General features: G+C 66.1%; 2 protein-coding genes. Both read right to left on the bottom strand.

What is annotated here, in order from left to right; all coding sequences use genetic code 11:
* A partial coding sequence (locus tag DBR34_RS13430) for a ferredoxin--NADP reductase (protein WP_146186841.1) occupies positions 1 to 753 on the bottom strand: 753 nt, incomplete at its 3' end.
* Positions 754 to 847: 94 nt separating this feature from the next.
* Complete coding sequence (locus tag DBR34_RS13425; protein ID WP_258223917.1) at positions 848 to 2,671, bottom strand: ABC transporter ATP-binding protein; 1,824 nt, start codon at positions 2,669 to 2,671, stop codon at positions 848 to 850.
* Between the last annotated feature and the right edge of the window lie 13 nt (positions 2,672 to 2,684).

The following is a 2,684-nucleotide window of genomic DNA, read 5'->3' as shown; positions in this document are numbered from 1 at the left end:
CACGTAGTGGCCGGGGGTGCCGATGCGCGGCGAGGTCTGGAAGCCACGGCTGTCCAGCACGGTGCGCAGGTCGGCCAGCATCTGCGGGCTGCCGCAGATCATGGCGCGGTCGTTTTCCGGGTCCAGCGGCGGCAGGCCGAGGGTCTTCTGCATCTCGCCGCTTTCCATCAGCGAGGTCAGGCGGCCCTGGTTGGGGAACGCCTCACGGGTGACGGCCGGGTAGTACAGCAGCTTGTCGCCGATCATCTCGCCGAGGAACTCGTGCTCGCGCAGTTCCTTTTCGAACAGGTCGCGGTAGGCCAGGTCCTTTTCGTAACGCACGCCGTGGGTGAGGATCACCTTGTCGAAGCGTTCGTAGGTTTCCGGGTCCTTGATCACCGACAGCCACGGCGCCAGGCCGGTGCCGGTGCCCAGCAGGTACAGGTGCTTGCCCGGGTGCAGGTCGCTGATCAGCAGGGTGCCGGTGGGCTTCTTGCCGACCAGCACCTTGTCGCCCGGCTGGATGTGCTGCAGGCGCGAGGTCAGCGGGCCGTCCTGCACCTTGATGCTGAAGAACTCCAGGTTCTCTTCCCAGTTGGCGCTGGCGATCGAATAGGCACGCAGCAGCGGCCGCGTTTCGGTTTCCAGGCCGATCATCACGAACTGGCCATTCTCGAAGCGGAAACCGCTGTCGCGGGTCGTGGTGAAGCTGAAGTAGGCGTCGGTCCAGTGACGGACCTCAAGCACCGTTTCGGCGCCGAAAGCGGAAGACATGGGGGTGGGGTCTGATCTGTTTTGTCCCGCCCAGTTTATCTCAAATGAGATAAATTCTCATTGACTGGCCGGGAAGCGACGGGGAAAGGGGGTTTCAGCGGTAACCGGCGGCCTGCAGCTCGAACAATTCGGCATACCGGCCGCCCTGGGTCATCAGCTCGGCGTGGGTGCCGCTGGCCTCGATCCGGCCGCCGGCCAGCACCAGGATGCGGTCGGCCATGCGCACCGAGGAGAAGCGGTGCGAGATGAGCACGGCGGTGCGGTTGTCGGACAGTTCCTTGAAACGCTGGAACACCTCGAACTCGCTGCGCGCATCCAGTGCGGCGGTGGGTTCGTCGAGGATCATCACCTGTGCGTCGCGCATGTAGGCCCGCGCGATGGCGATCTTCTGCCACTGGCCGCCGGACAGGTCCACACCCTGTTTGAAGCGGCGGCCGATCAACTGGTCGTAGCCGTTGGGCAGGGCGTTGATGACCTCGTCGGCCATGCCGCGGCGGGCCGCGTCGCGGATCCGTGCATCGTCGGTCATCGCTTCCACCAGGCCCACGCCGATGTTCTCGCCCGCGCTCAGGTTGTAGCGCACGAAGTCCTGGAAGATCACGCCCATGTTGGCGCGCAGGTCGTCCAGGTCGTAGTCGCGCAGGTCACGGCCGTCGAGCAGGATGCGGCCCTCGTCGGGGTCGTACAGGCGCGCCAGCAGCTTCACCAGGGTGGTCTTGCCGGCGCCGTTCTCGCCGACCAGGGCCAGCACTTCGCCGGCACGCAGTTCGAAGTCCAGGTGGCGCACCGCCCACGATTCGGCATCGGGGTAGCGGAAGCCGACGTTCTCGAACACGAAGCCCTGGGTGATCGGCTGCGGGATCGCCACCGCATCGGTGCGCGAGTGGATTTCCGGCTGGATCTGGAAGAACGAGAACAGGTCGTCCAGGTACAGCGCCTGCCCGGCCACCTGCGAGAATCCGATCAGCAGCCCTTCCAGCAGCTGGCGCAGGCGCAGGAAGCTGCCGGCCAGGAAGGTGAGGTCGCCGATGGAGAAGTCGCCGCGCACGGTGCGCCAGGCGATGTAGGCGTAGGCGGTGTAGTAGCCCAGTGTGCCCAGCGCGGCCAGCAGCGTGCCCCAGAACGCACGCTTGCGCGCCAGTGCGCGGTTGGCGTGGAAGAACTTGTCGGCCAGGTACTTGTAGCGCTCGATCAGGAACCGGTGGAGGTTGAAGATCTTCACCTCCTTGGCGGTTTCCACGCTGGCCCCGATCTGGCGCAGGTAGTCCAGCTGGCGGCGCTCGGGCGTCCACTGGAAATTGAGCGAGTAGCCGGCCGCGTTGAAGTGCGATTCGCCAATGAACGCCGGCACCAGCGCGACGGCCAGCAGCAGGATCAGCCACGGCGCGTACACCAGCAGGCCCACCGCCAGACTGGCCACGGTGATGGCGTCCTGCACCTGGCCGAACAGCTGGCTCATCAGGTTCATCCGGCCCATGGTCTGGCGGCGCGCGCGGTCCAGTTTGTCCTGCAGGTCGGGGTCTTCGAAATCTTCCAGGTCCAACTCGGCCGCGTGCTCCATCAGCCGCACGCTGGTGACGTTGGTGAACAGTTCCGAGAGCAGGCTGTCGGCGTAGTTGACCGCGCGGCCCAGCAGGTCGGAGACGATTGCCAGGCCGAACTCCAGCACCAGCAGGCCGAGCAGGGGGTTGAGCAGGCCGCTGGACAACGCCTCGCCGAACGGCGGGAAGCCGGCCTCGTGCTGGCTCAGGTGCAGGGCCGCGTCGATGATCAATTTGCCCACGTACAACATCGCCACCGGCAGCAACGCACGGATCAGGCGCAGGCCCAGGCTGGCGCTGGCCAGGGCGGGGCTGGTCTGCCACACCTGGCGCAGGAACGGGGGCAGGTTGCGCATCGCCTGGAAACGTTCGCGCAGGCTGGGATTCTTC

Origin of the sequence: Stenotrophomonas sp. HMWF003 (assembly GCF_003061285.1) — a bacterium.
GTDB lineage: Bacteria > Pseudomonadota > Gammaproteobacteria > Xanthomonadales > Xanthomonadaceae > Stenotrophomonas > Stenotrophomonas maltophilia_AP.
Note: the sequence above shows the minus strand (reverse complement) of the source record. Positions and strands in the feature narration are given on the sequence as shown.